13 protein-coding genes are annotated in these 19156 nt (G+C 71.4%); 5 read left to right on the forward strand and 8 right to left on the reverse strand.

The genetic code is table 11. The features are described 5' to 3' along the window. Positions 1-350: 350 nt before the first annotated feature. On the reverse strand, positions 351-1115 hold the full coding sequence (locus Ani05nite_RS07610; RefSeq protein ID WP_203766314.1) for a hypothetical protein: 765 nt from the start codon (positions 1113-1115) through the stop codon (positions 351-353). Beyond that, complete coding sequence (locus Ani05nite_RS07615; protein WP_203766315.1) at positions 1112-1618, reverse strand: SigE family RNA polymerase sigma factor; 507 nt, start codon at positions 1616-1618, stop codon at positions 1112-1114. The genes Ani05nite_RS07610 and Ani05nite_RS07615 overlap by 4 nt, the downstream gene beginning before the upstream one ends. 336 nt (positions 1619-1954) lie before the next feature. Between Ani05nite_RS07615 and Ani05nite_RS07620 the strand changes: the two genes are divergently transcribed. Further along, complete coding sequence (locus Ani05nite_RS07620) at positions 1955-2500, forward strand: hypothetical protein (RefSeq protein WP_203766316.1); 546 nt, start codon at positions 1955-1957, stop codon at positions 2498-2500. 638 nt (positions 2501-3138) lie between these two features. On the opposite strand, the gene Ani05nite_RS07625 is transcribed toward Ani05nite_RS07620, so the two are convergent. Continuing rightward, positions 3139-5736 (reverse strand): glycoside hydrolase family 32 protein, encoded by a 2598-nt coding sequence (locus tag Ani05nite_RS07625; RefSeq protein ID WP_203766317.1) that lies wholly within the window; start codon positions 5734-5736, stop codon positions 3139-3141. A 433-nt stretch (positions 5737-6169) separates the two neighbouring features. Here Ani05nite_RS07625 and Ani05nite_RS07630 point away from each other — a divergent pair, with 433 nt between their 5' ends. Then, positions 6170-7174, forward strand: a complete 1005-nt coding sequence (locus Ani05nite_RS07630) for a cellulose binding domain-containing protein (protein ID WP_203766319.1) — start codon at positions 6170-6172, stop codon at positions 7172-7174. 59 nt (positions 7175-7233) lie between these two features. On the opposite strand, the gene Ani05nite_RS07635 is transcribed toward Ani05nite_RS07630, so the two are convergent. Together Ani05nite_RS07635 and Ani05nite_RS07640 are read right to left on the reverse strand one after the other, a co-directional pair. After that, on the reverse strand, positions 7234-8169 hold the full coding sequence (locus tag Ani05nite_RS07635) for a hypothetical protein (protein ID WP_203766321.1): 936 nt from the start codon (positions 8167-8169) through the stop codon (positions 7234-7236). A gap of 27 nt (positions 8170-8196) precedes the next feature. Continuing rightward, positions 8197-11247, reverse strand: coding sequence for an AfsR/SARP family transcriptional regulator (locus Ani05nite_RS07640; protein ID WP_203766323.1), 3051 nt, complete (start codon positions 11245-11247; stop codon positions 8197-8199). A gap of 239 nt (positions 11248-11486) precedes the next feature. On the opposite strand from Ani05nite_RS07640, the gene Ani05nite_RS07645 reads away from it, so the two are divergent. Beyond that, positions 11487-12677: a pectate lyase gene (locus Ani05nite_RS07645; RefSeq protein ID WP_239129457.1), complete on the forward strand. Its 1191-nt coding sequence runs from the start codon at positions 11487-11489 to the stop codon at positions 12675-12677. Between the two features lie 48 nt (positions 12678-12725). Here the strand turns inward: Ani05nite_RS07645 and Ani05nite_RS07650 are convergent, their stop codons facing one another. Then, complete coding sequence (locus tag Ani05nite_RS07650) at positions 12726-15317, reverse strand: tetratricopeptide repeat protein (protein ID WP_203766327.1); 2592 nt, start codon at positions 15315-15317, stop codon at positions 12726-12728. Positions 15318-15434: 117 nt separating this feature from the next. On the opposite strand from Ani05nite_RS07650, the gene Ani05nite_RS07655 reads away from it, so the two are divergent. After that, complete coding sequence (locus Ani05nite_RS07655; RefSeq protein WP_203766329.1) at positions 15435-15590, forward strand: hypothetical protein; 156 nt, start codon at positions 15435-15437, stop codon at positions 15588-15590. Between the two features lie 15 nt (positions 15591-15605). On the opposite strand, the gene Ani05nite_RS07660 is transcribed toward Ani05nite_RS07655, so the two are convergent. After that, on the reverse strand, positions 15606-16544 hold the full coding sequence (locus tag Ani05nite_RS07660) for a CE1 family esterase (protein ID WP_203766330.1): 939 nt from the start codon (positions 16542-16544) through the stop codon (positions 15606-15608). Between the two features lie 93 nt (positions 16545-16637). Here Ani05nite_RS07660 and Ani05nite_RS07665 point away from each other — a divergent pair, with 93 nt between their 5' ends. Beyond that, complete coding sequence (locus Ani05nite_RS07665; protein WP_203766331.1) at positions 16638-17864, forward strand: amidohydrolase; 1227 nt, start codon at positions 16638-16640, stop codon at positions 17862-17864. Here Ani05nite_RS07665 and Ani05nite_RS07670 read toward each other — a convergent pair. Next, positions 17851-19092 carry a glycosyltransferase gene (locus Ani05nite_RS07670; RefSeq protein ID WP_203766332.1) on the reverse strand — a complete coding sequence of 414 codons (1242 nt, stop codon included), beginning with the start codon at positions 19090-19092 and terminating at the stop codon, positions 17851-17853. The genes Ani05nite_RS07665 and Ani05nite_RS07670 overlap by 14 nt on opposite strands. Between the last annotated feature and the right edge of the window lie 64 nt (positions 19093-19156).

The following is a 19156-nucleotide window of genomic DNA, read 5'->3' on the forward strand; positions in this document are numbered from 1 at the left end:
CACGTTGGGCCTTCCTGGCGGAGGAGGAGGCGGATTGCCTGTCGAGGTCGAGGCAGGCGTTCCCGAGAACCCGATGGGCTGTCAGAATTACTGGGCGTCCTCGCCCTCGACGTCCGACACAGCGTCCGCGCTGCTGCCCGACCCTCAGCAAGCACCGGTCAGGTGTCATAGCCGAACACAGGCCACGATCTTGTGTCTGGCTGACTCAAACGTCCGGATCTGCCGAGATCCGGTAAACGCGCATCCTCGTCATGCCGGTGATCGACCATGCCGGCACCGGGCGGCGGAGTGAGATCCTTACGCTCGGCGTCTCCCTCGCGAGCCATAGACGCTGTTGCCGGGAGTGGCCTTCAACGCGACAACGCGTTGCTACGAGTCGGCCTGGACGTAGGTTCCGAGGACTTCTCCGTCGTAGCGGCCCGCCGCCAGGACCCAGCCGTTTGTTGGTCGTAGTAGCGGGTGAAGCCGCAACCCCAGGCGATGGGGGCATCGAGAGGGGATCCTCCCCAACGAGGCTCACCACTGACAAGCAACCGCGATCCAATTGCATACGAATGGAAGACCTCTGCAGTGACGTCTTGCGTCCCGGCCGTGGGCGAACCCATGTCTACCGTGATGTTTGGTCCCGTACCGCCGGAGAACCACTCGCGAACCGCGAATGTGACTCCCACCAGGTCCAGGTAGCCCTTGCCGGAACGGTTGGAGTGAGCGGGGCCGATGTCGACCACGACACCATCGAACGCGAACGCGCGATTGGCAATGGCCTCTGGCGTGTAGCCCTCCACGCAGCTTGCTCGACCACCATCCGGCAGTGGCCCGGACAGTTCACTTGTCGGGTTGTCCAGGTCCGTCTCGGGGGCTGGCGATGAAGGTGTCACGAACGGCCCTTTAGCAGAGTCGTTCACAGAAGGGGTGCCCTCGCCTATGAACGCTTGGGCAACAACGCTCCCACTAAGCACCAGGGTCATCGCTGCGGCAGCACCGAAGACGCGCATGTGGCGCTTCCTGCGCTGTGCGGACTTGCCCGCGCGGACCAGATCGTCTACAGGCGCGGGACCGACGGGTACACGGTCTGCGAGCCGTTCGAGCATCCGGCCGGTTTCCTCGTCATTCATGCGTGGCTCCCCCCGCGTAGGTCGGAAAGGTTGGCGTCGGTGGATAATTGCGTCAGGGCGCGGGACAACCGGCTCTTCACGGTGCCGGGGGCGATGTTGAGCGCTTCGGCGATCTGCTGATCGTTGAGATGTGCGTAGTACCGGAGGACGACAACCTCACGGTTGGCTTGGCTCAGGCACGCGAGCGCACGACCCACCGCGTCCGCTGCGTCCACCTTGGTGGTGGCATCTGCCTCGACCTGTTCGGGCAAGACAGCGGCGGGCTTCTCCCCCCACCACCTTCTTCGACGACTGTCGTGATAGGCGTTCACCAGGATTCGGTACACATAAGCGTCCCGATCATCCGCCCTCGTGACCTTGGCCCACGCCACGTAGCAGCGCATGAGTACCGTCTGGGCCAGATCTTCGGCGTCCTGCACGGTGCATCCCAGGAGCACAGCGGAACGAACGAGAGCAGGCCACCGCGCGCTCGCATACGTGGAAAATTCCTCGTCTCGCTTCACCCGTCCCCCAGTCGAATCCGGCCGTCACTACTTAGACGTGTTACCGGAGCCCTTTGGGTCCCACCAGGTTCCGTGGCTGTACCGGCAGTTCGGGAACCGACTCACACGGACCTCCCCTGAAAGCACGCGGGTCCTGCCCCGCGAGCGCATCCCCGGGCGGAAAACGTCCGGACATGCCGCGAGTCGCTCGCTACCGATTGTGACCGCCAGCCCGGTAGTTCGCGCTCGCTCCTGCCGAAGGGCACTGCAGAAGCGCGGAGGGCCGGGCCGCGAGCACGTCAGCGACGCGGCTTCAATTGGCGCGACAGAATCCGATGTGCTGGTCACACTTGCCGGGTGCTGGAAGTGGAGCCGAGTGACCAGGACTATCTGCGACAGATCGAGCTGGTTGCCCGCGAGGTCGTCCATGCGGCCCAGAACGAAGGATCGCTGACGTACGGGTCCGGTCCCCGCAATGCCACGACCTTGCAGCGTGCGGTGAACCAACTTGCTTGCCACCTGCGGCGGGAGCATTTCGCGGGGGACGGATGCATCGAGGACGACCGGCCGCTTCAGCACCTTGGCGGCGCTGCGGTGATCTCGCCGAGTGACGATCCGGCAGCGCAGGCAAGCTATGCCGCCGGCTGCTCTCGTCTCGGCGTCGAGGCCAGAGCAGAGGGATGGGCGCTCTGGTACACCTGGGACGACAAGGCTCGCGCCCACACGATGGTCACGACCGCCCTGGACACCACCCGTGGCCTGCTGAAGAGCTGGTCGCGCGGTCACGACCTGCACCCCGCCCAGCCGCTTCGCGCTCAGATCGCGGCAATCGTGCGGGGTTGGCCTGGACCTGTCATCCTGTCGCCAAGCCACGCGACCACGATCGGCTTGACGGGACGTTAGCCCTGGCCCGACTGCGCGGGCCGGCGGAACCCGGCAGGCAGGAGGCCAGGTGAAGCCGATCGGACAGATCTGACGCACGGATCTGCCGCGGAGAAGGCGCGCACCCCTCCATCGCCGGTGGGTGTACCCGCCCCGGGCGCCATCGAGCCGAACGTCGGTGTATCGGGGGGAGCAAATTGGGAGCAGCGCCCCGATCCCAACGGCACAGAACGGCGCTAAACGGGCGTGAACTGCCTGAACGGCGATCGCAGTCATGCAGGTCAACCGCGAAGTGGCAGGTCAAGAGCTCGCCGAGCGTCCGTTCACACCGGAGAGGTCACTGGTTCGATCCCAGTATCGCCCACATAATTGGCAGTGCGCGAAGGCGCGAACCGAGGCTCGTTGTGGATCGACACAACGGGCCTCTGCTGTTGCGGTGGTGTCTTGGCAAAGGTCGAACCTGACGCGGTCGAGGGCACGCCCGCGGCTCCCGGAGTTCCGCGAGCATGCAGGTGAAGAAGCGGTCATCAGGTACAGCCACCGTCCACCTGCCTGTCGTCTCCAGACGACAAGGGGGCGGGGTCACCCCACCCATTCGAGTGGGCTGAAGTGGAGCCGGCCACCAGGTTGGTGGCCCAGCTCCACTGCCTGGCCTGCCGTTACTGCCAGATCGACCTCAGCTTCCAGATGGTGATCTTCTGCAGCTGGGCGTGTCCGCCTTCGGTGAACGCCTGGACGGCTTGGCTGTTGCGGTGAGGGAATATCTGGTCGGTGATGGTCACCCGGCCGTTGTCGGCGAAGACCTCTACCGAGGACCGGTCGACGAGTACGCGCAGGGTCACGGTGCCTGCTTGTAGTTTCAGCGGGGCGAACTCCACGCTCGGGAACTGCGGGCTGAACGCGACGTTGCCGGACTGGGTTCGGTCGACGTAGACGCCACCGCGGTGCACGTCGTAGCCGATGCTGGTGTGCTGCCCGTTGCCCACCCGGACGTTGAGCCCGAACTTGTCGGCGTCGCGGGCCTTGAATGTGGCCACGATGTCAAGGGTGTCACCCGAGGCGCCGCGTCCGTGCAGTGTGACGGTGCCGGATAGGTGATTTCGTGTTGCGGTGAACGGGTGCGGCTTGCGCAGAGACTTCAGCGAGTTGACGGGCGAGAACGTCAGCCGGGGTGTGCCGGCTACGGTCTGCAGGTGCAGGACACGCGGGATGCTCATCGCGCTGCGCCACGGGTCGGTGGGGATGTTGCCGCCGTACTGCCAGTTGTTCATCCAGGCGATCATGATCCGCCGGCCGTCGGGGACGTTGTTGAACGTGACCCCGGCGTAGAAGTCGCGGCCGTGGTCCAGCCAGTGGGCGCGCTCCGTGGACGATAGAGCGGGGGCGTCGGCGAAGGTGAACTGGTCGGCCAGGATGTGGCCCCAGCCGCCGGTGTTGTTGTCGATGACCTCGATGGTGGCTGTCCTGCCCACGAGGTCACGCAGGTCCCAGTTGGCCCAGTCCAGCTGTTCGCTGTTGTTACCGGTCGTGGTCCTGACCACGGTGCCGCCGACCCGCAGGTTGACCGCGGTTTCTGTCGATACGGGGATGGCGGCCTGGGGCGAGAAGACGATGTTGTCGACGTTGATGTGGCCCCAGCCGCCGGTGTTGTTGTCGACGATTTGGATCTGCGCCTGCTGGCCCTGCCAGCTGGTGGTGTTCCACGCGATCCAGTTCAATGCCTCGTTGTCCTGGCCGGTGGCGGTGGCCACGACCTGACCGTTGACCAGAAGGTTGACCGCGGTGGCCGCGGCGGGGTCGGCGCTCCACGGATGGCTTCCGCCACCGACCAGCAGGTCGATGTAGCTGCTGGTGATGGTGAAGGTGGGCGAAGTGATCGTCCCGGTGGACAGGTCATGATCCAGGAAGGTGTTCACCAGCCGCTGCCCGAGGTAGCCGCTGACGGCCTGTTGGTCGCCGATCGCTCCGGGCACCGGGCCGGCGTTGACGAAGTCGCCGGTGGCGGTCCACCCGGCGCCCCACGTCGTTCCCTCGAAGTCGGCGAAGACCGGTCCGGGCGGTGGGGCGCCGTTCAGCACGGTGCCCGGGACGTGGGGATGGTTGCCCCCGCCGACGAGGAAGTTCAGGTAGTTCTGCCTGATGGTGAACTCAGGTGAGGTGAGGACGCCGGTGCTGGCGTCGCCGCCGTGGAAGCTGTTGGCGAGCCGCTCACCCAGGTAGCCGCTCACCCCGGCTTGGCCGGGGAGGTCACCAGCGGTGGGGCCATCGCCGAAGGCCGTGCCGGTGGTCGTCCACGGTGTGAAGGTGGTCGATTCGAAGTCCTCGAGAACGGTGCCCGATGGCGGGGTGTAGGTCGGGGGATCGTCGGAGGTGAACGTGGTGCCGTCGAAGCTGCCGACGAAATACTGGCCGCCGGAGCCGCCGGCGATACCGCCGGGGTTGAGGTTGACGACCATCACCCACTTGATGGTGCGGGGGTTGCCGTTCACGGCCATCGGGAACAGGTCGGGGCATTCCCAGACGCCACCGACCGCGCCGGCCGGTCCGAAGTCACTGAGATGCGTCCAGTCTTTGAGGTTCGGTGAGCCGTAGATGCTGACCTTGTGCTCGGTTGCCTTGACGACCACCATCCGCCATTGCTTGGCGGGGGCGTACCAGAACACCTTCGGGTCGCGGAACTCGCCGGACCCGATGTCCAGCACCGGGTTTCCGGCGTACTTGGTGAAGGTGGTGCCGCCGTCGGTGCTGTAGGCGAGCGACTGCGCCTGGATCGGCTTGTTCTTGAAGGCGCTGGTGTAGATCGCGACGATGGCGGGGTTGTTCCTCGTGCCGAACCCGCTGGTGTTGTTCGTGTCGACCACGGCGCTGCCGGAGAAGACGAGTTCGTTGTCATCGGCCGGAATCGCGACCGGTAGCTCGTCCCAGTGCACCAGATCGGTGCTCACCGCGTGTCCCCACGACATGTTGCCCCACTGGTTACCAAAGGGGTTGTACTGGTAGAACAGGTGGTACCTGCCCTGGTAATACAGCAGCCCGTTCGGGTCGTTCATCCAGTTCTTGGCCGGACTGAAGTGGAACTGCGGTCGATACGTCTGGTCGTACGCGGCCGGAATCGAAGCGGCGGCGGCCGGGGAGGCGACGAACGGGAACGCCGTCGCCACCATCACCGCCATCGCCACCAGGGCCGGCATCAGCGTCCGGGTCCGCCTCCGGGACCGGCGGTCGATTTCGACTTCTTTGGCGTTCGGGGTGGTCACGGAACATCGCCTCCGTCATCGGCTCGGCGTTATGTGCGTCCCCCGTTGAACGTTGTCTTCTCATCTCGGATGCTCGTCCGCCACGGTGTGAACGACAGCCTTGTACGGCTGTCGCCGACCGGTGTCGCGGCCACCACAAGATCTCGTCGCATCGAGCCGCACCTCCTGTGAACCCGGCGCTGCTGAAAGCAGCTTATCGAAAGGCCGGCAGACCATAGCCGTGGCCCGATGTGTCAGGTAGGCGACAGGCCGGTGCGTCGTCGCCCGAACAACCAGACCACGCGGACGTCCGAGCTCATGGAGGACGCGAGAGCCGTCATGGTCTCTTGGCCCGCCCGAGGCGATATGGCTGACAGGTTCGTTGCGTTCGGGCCGTCGAGCACCGCGCCTCAACGAGTTGACAGTCGTCTATGGAATGCCGGACGGTCTCAGGATGCGCACACACCGCTTCCGCGTCTTCCTGACGGTTCTGCTCTCCACCGGAGTGCTGTTCCTGGTCGCCGGCCCGGCCGCCGCGGCGGCGCCGCCCTCCGCGCCCGCGAACCTGCACGTCACCTCCGTCAGCCCGACCTCGGTGACCGTCGCCTGGACCGCTTCCACCGGCGATCCCGTCGACTACTCGCTCACCTACTGGCCCGCCTTCGGCGACGTCGGCTACGGCCAGCACGTCGGCAACGTCACCACCGCCACCGTCACGTCCGGCATCAGCCCGAACGGTCAGATCCAATTCACCGTCCAGGCCATCGACGCCGACGGCAACTCCTCACCGGCGAGCAATCCGCTCGTCGTGGTCACTCCGGCGAACACCTCGGGCGACATGACCGCGCCGACCGCCCCCGGCAACCTGACCCTGACCGGTGTCGACCCGGCCGGCGCCCACCTGACCTGGGCGGCGTCCACCGACGACGTGGAGCTGACCGGCTACTACGTCTACCTCTTCGACGGCTGGTACGTGTCCCGGTATCTCGGCACCTCGACCGGTACCTCCTTCACCGCGCCGATCCTGAACACCCAGACCGGTATGGTCCGCTACTACGTGCGCGCACATGACGCGGCCGGCAACCTGTCGATCGCGTCCAACCAGGTGTCCACGACCACGCCACCGACCACACCGGCTACCCGGTGCAAGGTCGCCTACAAGACGACCAGTGACTGGCCGGGCGGTTTCGTCGCCGAGGTGACGCTGACGAACACCGCGGCCACCGTGGTCGACGGCTGGTCCCTCGCCGTGTCGCTGGGCGGCGACCAGCGGGTCACGTCGTCGTGGGCGGCGAAATGGGTCCAGTCCGGCTCGACGGTGACGGTGACCAACGAGACCTGGAACGCGACGATCCAGCCCGGGGCCGCCATCACCGTCGGCCTGGTCGGCACGTATACGAAGAGCAACACGCCGGCCACCACTGCCGCGCTGAACGGTGCGGCCTGCACCCTCGCCTGATCTGTCGGGTCGTCCCCCGGCCCCGGCGCGTGCACCGGGGCCGGGGTCGACACGGAATCTCACGCCCAGCAGATCGCCATCGCGAACCCGCCCCAGTTCCCGGCGAGCTGTTCGTGCTTGCGGTCGATGACCTGGACCCGGGTCCGGTTGGCGTCGATGTTGACCGAGTTGACCACGGCCGGCAGGTCCGCCCAGCCGGTGCCGCCGGTCACGTGCTTACCGGCCGGGCAGGGCGCCGCGATGATCTTCGGATTGGTCTCGTCGCCGGCCGGCTGCACCCGGACCACCTCGACGTCCGTCGACAGCACCTTCGGGGCGCAGACGGCGAACGCGATGACGCTCCAGTTCCCCTTGAAGCCGGGGAAGCGGCCGTTGGCGTCGGGGGTGCCGAGTTCCTCGATGCCGCCGGCGTTGACGCCGTTCGGGAACGTGGCCGAGCCGTTGACCTGGGTGACCAGGCCGACGTGCCCCTGCCCGTCGAGGATCCGGCCGCCCGCGCCGAGCACGAACGTGTTGGCCGGGCAACTCGCGGACACCCCTTGGAAGCCCTGCGAATCGGTCGGCCCCACCTTGGCCACCAGCACCATGCCGGCGACCGGGGGACTGCAGACGGCGTACGCCTGCAGGGCCCAGGTGTTGGTCGTGCCCACCGAGTCCTCGACGGCGGTCACCACGAAACTGTCCAGTCCGGTGTCCAGGGCGTGCACCGGTTCCTGCCGGGTGATGATGATGTGGTCGTTGCCCTGGTTGACGCGTACCCCGCCGCCCAGGACCCGCTGGCCGGCCGGGCACGGCGCGATGGTGGTCTTCTCCGGTGTGGAATCGAACGCCGAATTCGGCCCGACGACCGTGGCGACCGGCACGGTCGAGGCCAGGGCCGGGGTGGCCGAGCCGACCGAGGCTCCGGTCAGCGCGGCGAACAGGGCGGCGGTCATCGCCGCGGCCATGGTGACTCGGCGCCGCCGGGCGCCGGTCGGGGGTGAGTGAAGCTCCACTGCGACTCCTTGGCTAAGTAGGTGGAGTCAGCACAGCCCCGGGCGCGTGCAGCTGGCGTGCATCCGGCCTGAGCCGGACCGTTGCACGAGGTCGAGCGTGGTGCGCGCGCGTGCCTCGGCGGGGCGGTATCCGCACCGCGCGGCGTGGTCGGCGGCGGCCCGGGCGTATCGGTCGGCCTCGGCCAGGTCGCCGAGTTCCCAGGCCGAGCGGGCCAGCCCGGTCAGGGCCTCGATCTCGTGCCGGGGCGACGAGTGCGGGGCCAGCGCGTAGGCCTGCTGGTACCGCTCCGAGGCGGCCCGGTGCCGGCCCTCCCGGCCGAGCACGGCGCCCAGCGCGGCGAGCGAGTCGGCCTCGGTCCGCGGGTCACCGGCCGCCCGGGCCAGGTCCAGCGCCCGCACCGCGTGGGCCCGGGCGGCCCGGACGCGCCCGCGATCGCCCTCCACCACGGACATCCGATGGTGGATGACCGCCTGCCCGTCGCGGTCGCCGACTTTCGTGTAGCCGGCCAGCGCATCGGCGAACCAGCCGAAGGCCTCGGCCGGACGGCCGGACGCGAGACTGATCTGTCTCAGGCCGGTCCGGGCCAGCGCCTGACCGTGCACGTTGCCGGCGACCCGGTTCAGCTCCAGCGCCTCGCCGTACGCCGCCCGGGCCTCGGCGAACCGGCCCTGGTCGAGGTGGACGTCGCCCAGCAGGCCCAGATTGTTGGCCACCCCGGCCCGCCGGCCGGTGGACCGGTCGATCGCGATGGCCCGGGTGAGCCGGGCCACGGCGGCGTCGAGCCGGCCCTGGGCGTGGTGGATCATCCCGAGGTTGCCCAGGGTGGTGGCCTCGGCGTCGCGCCAGCCGCAGCGCCGGGCCAGCCACAACGCCCGCGCGTACTGGTGCAGGGCGCCGGACCGATCGCCGATGCTGCGGTAGGCCGTGCCCAGGCTGTGCCGGGCCGCTTCCTGCGCCAACCGGTCCCCGATGCCCTCGGCCGCGGTCAGGGCGGCCTCGGCCACGGCGATCCACTCGGCGGTGTGCCGCCCGAGGTGGAAGTAGCCGCGCATACCGTCGGCCAGGCGACAGCGGTGGGCGCCCGGCCCGGCGTGCCGGACCAGCGCGACCAGGTTGCGGCGCTCGGCGTCCAGCCAGGCCAGCGCGGCGGCGTGGGTGCCGGCGCCGGCGTCGGAGATCGGGTTCCGCGCGGGGCGAGGCAGTCGCAGCATGTGCGGGTACAGCAGGTCGGCGGCGGCGTCGACGCCGGATTCGTACCACTCGTACAGCCGGGTGGTCGCGGCCTCCCGGTCGGCCGGCGGGTCGATCCTCCGGCAGCTCTCGTGCGCGTACGCGCGCAGCAGGTCGTGACAGCTGTACCGCCCGTGCGCCGGGCGGTCCAGCAGGTGGGCCGCGGCGAGCCGGTCCAGGAGCCGCTCGGCCTCGGGCCCGGGCAGCCCGGCCAGGGCGGCCGCCGCGGCGACGCTGATGTCCGGGCCGGGCACGAGGCCGAGGAGGCGGAACAGCCGCTGCGCCGCGACCGGCAGCGCCCGGTACGACGCGTCGAAGGCCACGCCGACGGTCGACTCCGGGTCGCCCTCGACGACGAGCGTGTTCAGCCGGTCGTCGTGCAGCCGCTTCACGTAGTCGTGCACCGGCCAGTCCGGCTCGGCGGTCAGCGCGGCCGCCGCGACGCGCAGCGCGAGCGGCAGGTACGCGCAGGTGGCGGCCAGGTCCACGGTCGACTCCCGGTCCTCGGCCACCCGTGACTCGCCGAGCAGCCGGCTGAGCAGTTCGCCGGCCTCGTCCGGGCTCAGGGGATGCAGCCGGAACGGCTGCGCGCCGTCCCGGGCGATCAGGCCACCGAGCCGGTCCCGGCTGGTGATCAGCACGAAACAGCCGGGCTCGCCGGGCAGCAGCGGACGGACCTGCTCGACACCGGCGGCGTTGTCGAGGACCACCAGCAGCCGGCGCCCGGCCAGCAGCGACCGGTAGAGCGCCCGGGCCTGGTCGAGCTCGACCGGGCAGCGCTCCGGGGCGACCCCGAGCCCGGCCAGGAAGCCGGTCAGCGCGTCGATCGGCCGCACCGGCTCACCGGTCGCGAAGCCCCGCAGATCGACGAACAGCTGCCCGTCCGGGAAACGGTCGCGGACCCGGTGGGCCCACCGTACGGCGACGGCGGTCTTGCCCACGCCGGCCGAGCCGGCCACCGCGGCGATGGCCAGGGCCGGCCCCGGGCCACGGGCCAACAGGTCGTCCAGGCTCCGCAGCTGCTCGTGCCGGCCGACGAAGGCCGCGGCCGGCGCCGGCAGTTGCGCCGGCACGCCCACGGCCGGCCGGTCGGCTGCCGTCGTCGGGGCCGGTCCGGTCCGGACCGAGCCGGGAGCGGCCAGGATCGCGGTACGCAGGTCACGGATCGGCCCCTGGGGTTCCAGCCCCTGCTCGGCGAGGAACTCGTCGTAGCGCCGGAACGCGGCCAGCGCGTCGGCCTGCTGGCCGTTGCGGTGCAACGCGGACATCAACTGGTGCCAGGGCTGCTCGCGCAGCGGGTACTGAACCGTGAGCTCGTACAGCGACGCGATCGCCTCGGGGAGTTGTCCCGCCGCGAGCATCGCGCCGGACCGCAGCTCGCGGCCGGTCAGGTACACCTCGGTCAGCCGCGCGGCCTGGGCCAGGGCCGGCTCGTAGTGCGCCAGTTCCGGGTAGGGACGGTCGTTCCACAGCGCCAGCGCCGCGTCCAGCAGGCCGAGCGCGGCCCGCGGATCGGCGGCCGAGCGGGCTTGATCGACGAGCGCCTCGAACCGGTACGCGTCGACCGCTGCCGGGTCGACGCCCAGTTCGTAGCCGCTCCCGGTCCACGCCAGCACGGCCGGCCCGAGCAGCCCGCGCAGCCTCGACACGTACGACTGGGCACTGTTGACCGCCGAGCGGGGCGGCCGCTCGCCCCACACGGCGTCGACCAGCGCGTCCATCGAGACCGGGCGACCGACCCGCAGGACCAACGCGGCCAGCAGGCGGCGCTGACGGACACTCGCCGGCGTCACCTCCCGGTCGTCGATCGTCACGGACAACGGGCCGAGCACCCGAACGGCGAGCATCGGGTCAGTGTCGGCGACGTACGGCCGGTTGACCCCGTTCTGTTCATTGACCGACACCCTCGCGCGGGGCCGGCGGCGGGGGACGGGCATTCGACGTCGACCCGTACCACGTCTTGCCATCTCATAGACCTGTGTCTATTGTCACCAGGAAAGCGCTTACCTGCAGGGGTGGCGGCGGCGCGACGACCTGTTCCCTACGAAGGTGAGACACGATGAGACGACCAGTCGTACTACGGTGGATGGCCGCCGGGGCCACCGCGGCCGCGAGCGCGGCGATCATGCTGACGATGCCGCTGCCCCAGGCCCTGGCCGCCGACAACCTGAGCCTCGGCGGCGGCGCCGACGGCTCCAGCAAGGCCAGCGGCACCAGCTACGGCAACGTCAAGGACGGCAACACCGGCACCTACTGGTCGCCGGTCGGCTCGACCGGCTACGTCTCGGTCAAGTGGGGCAGCGCCATGACGGTGTCCTCGGCCGTCATCCGGCAGGCCTCGGGCGGCGGCTCGATCGGCGCCTGGCGACTGCTCAACGCCGATCAGGGCGCCGTGCTGGCCAGCGGCAGCGGGAGCCCGAGCACCATCTCCTTCTCCGCGACCTCGCTGAAGAAGCTCACCTTCGAGATCACCAGCGCCTCCGCCGCGCCCCGGATCGCCGAGTTCGAGACGTACGCCACCGGCGGCAGCACCCCGACCACCGGTCCCACCCCGACGACCAGTCCCACCGCCGGGCCGACCCCGACCGGCGCCCCCGGCGCCCCGACCGGCGCGTGGCCGTCCTCGGCCGGCTCGGTGAAGATCACCGGCACCATCTCCGTCTCCGGCACCTTCGACGGCGGGATGAAGACCTACTGCTGCATCGGCGACGGCTCGCAGAGCGAGTCCCAGGACCCGATGTTCTCCATCGCCAACGGTGGCACCCTGCAGAACGTCATCATCGGCTCCCCGGCCGGCGACGGCGTGCACTGCGAGGGCACCTGCACCATCAGGAACGTCTGGTGGAACGACATCGGCGAGGACGCCGCGACCTTCAAGGGCACCGGCAACGGCACCAGCTACGTCATCGGTGGCGGTGCGAGGTCCGGCAGCGACAAGACGTTCCAGCACAACGGCAACGGCACCGTCAGCATCTCCGGCTTCTACCTCAGCGGCGCGGGCAAGCTGTACCGGGCCTGCGGCAACTGCTCCAGCTCGTACCAGCGGCACGTCAAGATCGACAACGTGCTGCTGAACGACATCGACATGGTCGCCGGCATCAACAGCAACTGGGGCGACACCGCGACGATCACCCGGGTCACCCTCAGCAACAGCTCCAGCGCCGTGGTCTGCGGCAAGTACAAGGGCGTGGCCAAGGGCAGCGAGCCGACCTACCTCGGCGAGGGCTGGAACGACAGCAACTGCAAGGTCAACAAGAGCGACATCACCTACAAGTAGGGCCCCGGCCCGTCCGGAAGAGGCGCTCACCGCGAGGTGGGCGCCTCTTCACTGCTGCTCGCCGGCCGCGGCGGCGCCGGCCTTGCGTCGCAGGTAGGCGAGGTTGTGGCCGGTGGTGACGGTGTCGGCGTGCCCTGCGCCGAGAACCTCCGTCATCCGGGGGAGCAGCTCCGCCAGCGCGGTGATGGCGCCGGTGAGGTCGCCGGCGTCGGCCCGGGACGTCGCGACGTTGGCCAGGATGGTGAAGATCCTCGGACGGTCCGGCCCGAGGACCCGGAGTTGCTCGGCCAGCACCGTCCCGGCGTCCGCGGGATCCGCGGCCGCCCCCAGCCAGTGGGCGAGGTTGTACCGGGTGGTCGCGACGTCCGGGTGGTCGGGTCCGAGGACCCGGAGCCGGTCGGCGAGCAGCTCGCGCAGGGCGGCCGCCGCGGCGCCGGGGTTCCCGGCCCGGCCCGTCCAGTGGGCCAGGCTCTGGCGGCTGCTGAGCGTGTCCGGATGGTCGGGTCCGCAGACGCGGACCCGGTCGGCGAGAACCCGCTCCGCGATGACGGCGGCGCCGGCCGGGTCCCCGGCCGTGCCCGTCCAGTGCGCGAGGGCGCCCCGGGTGGCGAGCGTGACGGGATCGTCGGCTCCGAGGATGCGCAGCTGGTCGCCGAGCAGGTCCCGGGCGGCGGAGGCGGCGCCCGCGGCGTCCCCGGTCTGCCCGGTCCAGTCGATGAGGTTGTGGCAACTGGTGAGGGTGTCGGCATGGCCGGGCCCGAGGATGCGTGTCTGGTCGGCGAGCACCGCCCTGGTGGCCGCCGCGGCGGCGGCCGGGTCCCCGGCCAGCCCCAGCCAGCGGGCGACGTTGCTGCGGGCGATCAGGGTGTCCCGGTGGCCGGGTCCGCGGACCCGCAGCTGCTCGGCGAGCACCTGTTCGGTGGCGGCGGCGGCGCCGGCCGGGTCGCCGGCCTCGCCCCGCCAGTGCGCGAGGTTGTTGCGGGTACGCAGGACGCAGGGGCTGTCGGCGTCGAGCACCCGCAGCATCGCGGTCAGCAGATCCTCGAGGCCGGCCACCGCGGCGGCCGGGGCGCCGGACTCGCCCAGGCTGTTGACGGCCCGGGTGAGCACCGGATGGCTCGCCGGCAGCAGCAGGGCGTCGCGGTCGTGTTCGTGGACTGCCGCGGCGTTGTCGCGCAGCATCTGGCCGAGGGCCGGGTCCCGGTCGACGGGGGGCCAGGCCTCGCTGAGGGCGTCGGCCGCGGCCCAGGCCAGGTCGGCCAGGTGGTCGTCGGGGGCGGCGCCGGCCGCGAGCTCGTCGCGGGTGACGCGTTGGACCATGCCGTGCGCCGTGACCGTGGCGCCGGCGACGGTGATCAGGTTGAACCGGTGCAGACAGCGCAGGCCGGAGCGGATGGTGGCAGCGTCCAGGGCCGGGGCGTCGGCGGCGTGGGCGAGCCAGTTACGGGCGGCCGTGGTGGAGAACACCGGCAGCGGGATCCCGGCCGGACTCAGCACGCTGGCCAGGCGCAGCAGCGGGATGGCCAGGCCGGCGGGGCGGGCCCGGCCGGCGGCCCGGACGGACAGGGACACCGTCGCGGCGACGGTACGGGTGTGGTCGTCGGGCAGCTCATCGGCGCACGGGGCGAGCTCGTCGAGCCGGCGGCCCCGTTCGGCGAGCCGCAGTCGGTACTCCGAGCACGGGATGTCCTCGTCGAGCAGGTACGCGGTGGCGTGAGCCAGAGCCAGGGGGAGGTGGTGCAGCGCGCCGGCGAGCCCGCGGACGTCGTCGGCCAGCTCCGGATGTCCTTCGAGCCGGGACCGCAGGTAGGCCACGGTCTCGTCCGGGCTGAACCCGTCGACCGGCACCAGGTGACGGCCGGGTCCCCGCAGTGCCGAACCGCGCAGCCGGGTGGTGACGACCGTGCGACCCGTGGGCCGGATCGGGGGCCAGAACCCCTTCAGGTCCGCGGCGGTGCCCAGGTCGTCGAGGACGATCAACCACCGCCGGTCGGTGGTGGACAGCCAGGCGTGGAAGCGCGCGGCGTCGCGGTCGCTGTCGGAGCCGTCGGCGCCGGGCAGGGCCAGGTCGGCCGCGGCCTGGGCGTAGCCGGCGGTGATGGCCGGCCGGGAGGTGCCGGAGATCCACACCAGGAGGTCCAGGTCGCCGGCACGGCGCCGGCGGCCGGCGAGATCGGCCGCCAGCTGGGTCTTGCCGACCCCGCCCAGGCCGGACAGCAGCCAGGTGGAGGCCGGCGGGCCCGGCGTCGCGCCGCCGGCGTCGGTGGCCCGGGCGAGGTCGTCGGCCAGGGCGCGGAGCTGAAAGCAGTCCGCCAACGCGGGCACCACCCCGACCACCACGGCCCGCGGGGCCCCGGACTCGCGCTGCCCCGAGGATGTTGCCTGGTCGTGACGGATCCGCCAGACCGCCAGGTCGACCTCGGCGTCCGGAAGGGGGCGTCGCCGCTTCTCGGCATGACGAGCACACGCATCGACGAACGCCGCCACCGTGGCCCACCGGGGCATGCCGGCGCCCTCGGCGGTCACCGCCGCGAGCGCGGATCGCCCGACGCTGTGCCCGGCGATGTCGGCGTACCTCTTGAGCTCGGTCTTGGTCGGCGAACCGGCCGACTGGTGGAGGTGACGTAACTGGTCCCGCATCAGGGACGTGAGCCTACCGAGGGGCGTCCGGCGTCCGGCGTCCGGTTCCGGACGGGGCCGGACGCGCGCGGCCGCATCGTTTCCCCATCGCTGTTCCGTCTCCCCTGGAGGTCACCGATGTGGATCACGTTCATCACCGCCGTCGTCCGGGACTGGCTGCCTGAGCTCACCATCGTGGTGCGGTTCGGCACCGCGGTGGCCGGGTTCGTCGTCACCGCTTCGTTGCTGGCCCGCCGCATCCGCCGGTGGCGGCGCCGGCGCGCGCGCCGATAGGCCGTTGCCGGCCGGCTACCGGGCCGGCTTGACCCGGGAGAGCAGGAAGTCGGTCACCGCCGGGGCGAAGGCGGGCCCCAGCGTGGGCACGTGCGCGCCGCCGTTGATCGTCCACGCCTGCACGGTCGACCCGCCCGCGCAACCCTGCTCGTAGGCGCGTACCGACGTCTCGGCGGCCGGCAGGTCGGTGACCAGGTCGAGCGCGGGCGCGTCGCGGCCGGCCCCGGCGCACCGGTCGTAGCCCAGCCACTGGGTGACGGTGGTGGCGGCCGACGGGTAGGCGGCGTTGCCGTTGAGGCCGCCGGTGAACGCGATCGTCTCGTCGGTGCTGCTGTGGACGGCCAGCACGCTCACCGGTTCGGAGGGCCGGCACCGGGCGGCGTCGTTCCAGCTCGCCCCGTTGAGGGAGACGATCGCGGTGACCTGGGCGGCGTGGTCGCAGGCCATCCGGAACGCCATGAAGCCGCCGTTCGAGTGGCCGATCAGGTACACCCGGGCGGGGTCGATCCGGTACGAGCCCTGGATCGTGGCGATGAGCTCGCTGAGGTACCGCGAGTCGTCGGGTGGCGTACCGGAGAAGGCGCAGCACGCGTCGGTGGCGTTCCAGAAGCGGTTGCCGCGGTCGTCGGTCGTTCCGTCCGGGTAGGCGTAGACGAATCCGCGCCGCTCCGACTCGGGGGTCAGCCGCAGGTACGACTCCAGTTCGGCCCCGTGGGACGTGTAGCCGTGCAGCGCGAGGACCAGCGGCGCGGGCCGGGCCGGATCGTACGAGCGCGGGACGTGCACGGTGACCGGCCGGCCGCCGACCTCCACCGTGCCGGTGCCGCTCGCCGGCAGCGAAGGCGGGGCACTGGGCGAGGGGCCCGGGCTGTCCGCCGACCCGCAGGCCAGCGTCACCAGGACGGCCGCCGTGGCGGTCAGGGCCCGTACCACCCGCCATCCGTGTCGCGCCATCGCACCTCCCCAGCCGGAATGCCGACCAGGGTACGCCGGGGGGCTGTCGGCGCTACCGTGCGAGCGACGCCACCTCGACGGCAGGAGCAGAAGATGAGCGCGGTGACCGGGATCGACGACACCCGAGCGTGGCGGGAGGAGCTCTACCGCCACCTCCACGCCCATCCGGAGCTGAGCTCGCACGAGGTGGGGACCGCGGCCGAGATCGCCCGGCGCCTCGAGGAGTTCGGCTACGACGTGCAGCACATCGGCGGCGGCGTCGTGGGGGTCCTCACCAACGGCGGCGGCCGGACCGTGCTGGTGCGCGCCGACATCGACGCCCTTCCGGTGACCGAGCTGACCGCGCTGCCGTACGCGTCGAAGGTCACGGCGGTGGACGAGTCCGGCGCGACGGTCGGCGTCTCGCACGCCTGCGGGCACGACGTCCACATCACCTGCCTGCTCGGCGCGGCCGCGCTGCTCAGCGGCGACCGGGCGGCCTGGCGCGGGACGTTCATCGCGCTCTTCCAGCCCGCGGAGGAGACCGCCGCCGGTGCGCAGGCCATGCTGGACGACGGGCTCACGAGCCGGATACCCCGCCCGGACGTCGCCTTCGCCCAGCACGTGCTCACCCATGAGGCGGGGGTCCTCGGCTGCCGGCCGGGCCCGGTCCTGTCGGCCGGGGACAGCATCAGGATCACCGTGTTCGGCCAGGGCTCGCACGGCGCGATGCCGCACCTGGGGGTCGACCCCGTGGTGCTCGCCGCGGCCGTCGTGCTGCGACTGCAGACCATCGTGGCCCGGGAGACCGCGCCCGGTGAGTTCGCCGTGGTCACGGTGGGCAGCAGCGTCGCCGGCACGAAGAGCAACATCATTCCCGACCGCGCGGTGCTGCTGGTCAATGTGCGCACCTACGACACGGAGGTCCGCCGGCGGGTCCTCGACAGCATCGAGCGGATCGTGCGCGCCGAGTGCGCTGCCTCCGGCTCGCCCGAGCCGCCGACGTTCGACTACTACGACCAGTTCCCCCTGACGGACAACGACCCCGAGGTCACCGCCGAGGTCACGGCGGCCTTCCGGGCGCACTTCGGCGACGCCCGGGTCGTCCCGCTCGACCGGATCACCGCCAGCGAGGACTTCAGCCGGATCCCGGCCGCCTTCGGGACGCCCTACTGCTACTGGGGGGTCGGCGGCTCCGCGCCCGGGCAGCCGACGTACCCGAATCACTCGCCCCACTTCGCGCCGGCCCTCCGCCCGACGCTGGACGCCGGCACCGAGGCCATCGTCGTGGCGACCCGGGCCTATCTCGGTCCGGACGCGCGGGAGGTCAGCCGCGGGTGAGTTCCGCCAGGACCGGGAGCACGCCGGCCGCGCCGTCCTCGTGGGCGAGCCGGGCGGCGACGCCCGCGGCCCGCTCGCGGTACCCGGGGTTGGCCGTGGCCTCGGTGAGGGCCGCGGCCAGACGGTCGGCGCTCAGCCGCCGGAACGGGATCGCTCCCGGGGTGACGCCCAGCCGTTCGAGCCGCCGGGCCCAGAACGGCTGGTCCACCATGCACGGCACGGGGACGGCCGGTACCCCGGCGCGGAGGCCGGCCGCCGTGGTGCCCGCCCCGGCGTGGTGGACCACCGCGGCCGTCCGGGGGAAGAGCCAGTCGTGGGGCACCTCAGACACGGTCAGGATGTCGTCGCCCATCGGGTGCAGCCCGGCCCAGCCGGTGTTCACGACGGCCCGGTGGCCGCTCGTGCGCAGCGCGGCCCGGATCAGGGCGGACAGCGCGTCCCGGTCGGCCATCGGCAGGCTGCCGAACCCGAGGTAGACCGGGGGCGGGCCGGCGGCCAGGAAGTCGGCCAGCTCCGGCGCCGGGGTGTAGGCCGGGTCGGGCGCCGGCCACCAGTAGCCGACGGTGCGGTGCCAGCGCGGCCAGTCCGCGGGTGGCGGCACCACGGCCGGGCTGTAGCCGTAGCAGATCGGCCAGCGGCCGGCGTCGAGCCGGGCGAGCCAGGCGCCCGGCCGGACCGGCGGCAGGCCCAGGTCGTGGCGGAGTCCGTCGACGGCCTGGCGGAACGGTTGCTGTCCCAGGGTGCGCAGCGCCACGGCCGCCCGGCGATTGGCCCATCCGCCCAGCGACCGGGTGGTCACCGTGGCCGGCGGGAACGCCCGGGTCGGGGTCATCGGTTGCAGGTAGACGCCCATGCTGGGCCGGCCCAGGCCCTCCGCCACGTGGCCGCCGATCCAGCCGGCCGGGGTCAGCAGCAGCGCGTCGGCCTCGCGCGCCGCCGCCAGCATGGCGTCCGCCAGCGGGCGGGCGTGGTCGGCGACCACCTGGTTGACCGCGAGCGTCACCCGGAGCGGGCTGCGCGGGCCGCGCGCGGCCAGCCGTGCCGTCAACTCCTCCCGGGTGTCCAGGGGCAGCCGGTGGAAGTCCAGGCCCCGGCTGCGCACCAGGGGCTCGAAGAGGGCGTGCGTGGCCAGGGTGACCTGATGCCCCTCCTGGAGCAGCCGGACGCCCAGCCCGGTGTACGGGGCCACGTCACCGCGACTGCCGACCGCCATGATGACTATGCGCATGAGGGTTCCTCCGTAGCCCGGTGAGCCGTCCGGTTGCCCGTCCATGCTGGACGGCGCTCCCTGT

It is taken from the genome of Actinoplanes nipponensis, assembly GCF_016862275.1.
Classification (GTDB): domain Bacteria; phylum Actinomycetota; class Actinomycetes; order Mycobacteriales; family Micromonosporaceae; genus Actinoplanes; species Actinoplanes nipponensis.